Below are 1430 nucleotides of genomic sequence, written 5' to 3'. Positions count from 1 at the left end.
TTGCCGATGCCATGCGTTACGTATTGCGTCAATCGGGCTATACACTCTGTGCACCTGACAAGAAGAATGACATTTTATATCGTCAGCCGCTGCCGTCAGTGCACTATCAGTTAGGCCCTGTCAGGTTACGCACTGCGTTGCAGGTGATGGCAGGTCCGGCCTGGCAACTGGAAGTGGATGAGGTGCAGCGTGTGGTTTGCCATCATTTACGGCAGGGCTATCAACTCCCGACTCCGGTCAAACATCCTCAGTCAGGAGGGCGCAGATGAGATTACACCAGCTCAGTGTGTTGGTATGGCTGCTGAGCAGTTCGGTCTGGGCAACAACACCGACACCATTAGCTTTACAGCAGACACAAGCGACAGAAAGCCAGCCGCAATCCCTGAAAAGCCCAGCTGAACAGTGGCAGTTAAGTGCCGATGAATACCAGCGTTACCAGCAACTGATGAAGGGGCCACGGGGTATCCAGTCGCCGGGGCTTGATCCGTTGACCGCATTAGGTATTGAAGCCGATGGTGATGCTGAACGCCGCCGTTATGCCGAACAGTGGGTCAGGGCGGAGTTTGCCCGCACCGAAAAAGAATTGCGCTTCCAGCGGGAAGTAGACGCCGCCTGGCAACGGCTGTTTCCGGATGTGTTGCCGGTCAATATGGAAGAATCGCATGAAGTAAATGGTCGGCTGGCATTGTTTGTCAGAGCCAAAGATTGCCCGCAATGTGACACCCGTTTGGCTGAAGTCCTGGCGGCAAAGCAACCCGTTGATATTTATCTGGTTGACAGTCAACGTAATGATGACACCTTACGGCAGTGGGCTAAAACGCATCATATTCCGGTTGAACAGGTCCGTAACCGACAAATCACGCTGAATCATGATACGGGTTACTGGTTCCGGTTTGGTAAGGGACTGATGCCTGTATTGTTGCGGCAGGGGGAACAGGGATGGCAGGTCACGTCATTACAATGAAACGGGTGAGCGTATTCCCCATTATCGGCCTGTTATGGATGACTCCCTGCCATGCCGAACTGAACGTGATTGCTGATTTGGGTGGTAAAGATGCCTCGCCCTTTTATGAAAGTATTCATGCTCAGCCTGATGATATTTCGACCCTACCACCATATTCCTTACAAGAAATGGCGGGTGAAGCAGCGATGTTGCCAGTCAATACACCGGAACTGACACCGGGAAAAGTGGCAAGCCGGCCATTGCAACTGCCGGGCATTGGTGCGTTATTTCTGATTGGTGATGACGCTGATTCACGTCGGTGGTTAAGCCAGAATGCAACACGACTGAAGACACTACACGCTGTTGGACTGGTTGTCAATGTCAGTGAAATGGCAGGCTTACAGTCACTGCGGGCATTAGCGCCGGATGTCTTGTTATCGCCGGCTTCCGGTTCGGAATTGGCTCGCCGTTTGCAACTGCGACATTA

2 protein-coding genes and 1 pseudogene are annotated in these 1430 nt (G+C 52.6%); all 3 read left to right on the top strand.

Annotation, left to right across the window (positions count from 1 at the left end; all coding sequences use genetic code 11):
• Nucleotides 1-269: pseudogene (locus ABLA85_RS18200) on the top strand (pilus assembly protein PilL); the annotation flags it as partial.
• Nucleotides 266-964: a TIGR03759 family integrating conjugative element protein gene (locus ABLA85_RS18195; protein ID WP_367965737.1), complete on the top strand. Its 699-nt coding sequence runs from the start codon at nucleotides 266-268 to the stop codon at nucleotides 962-964. The pseudogene ABLA85_RS18200 and the gene ABLA85_RS18195, both read left to right, overlap by 4 nt.
• Nucleotides 940-1430: integrating conjugative element protein (locus ABLA85_RS18190; protein WP_367965736.1), on the top strand; the 491-nt coding region annotated here is incomplete at its 3' end. The genes ABLA85_RS18195 and ABLA85_RS18190, both read left to right, overlap by 25 nt.

Origin of the sequence: Xenorhabdus sp. SGI246 (assembly GCF_040838225.1) — a bacterium.
Classification (GTDB): domain Bacteria; phylum Pseudomonadota; class Gammaproteobacteria; order Enterobacterales; family Enterobacteriaceae; genus Xenorhabdus; species Xenorhabdus indica.
Note: the sequence above shows the minus strand (reverse complement) of the source record. Positions and strands in the feature narration are given on the sequence as shown.

Coding starts and splice junctions, on each gene's coding strand:
- ABLA85_RS18195 (WP_367965737.1), top strand. CDS start 266: ATGAGATTACACCAGCTCAGTGTGTTGGTATGGCTGCTGAGCAGTTCG.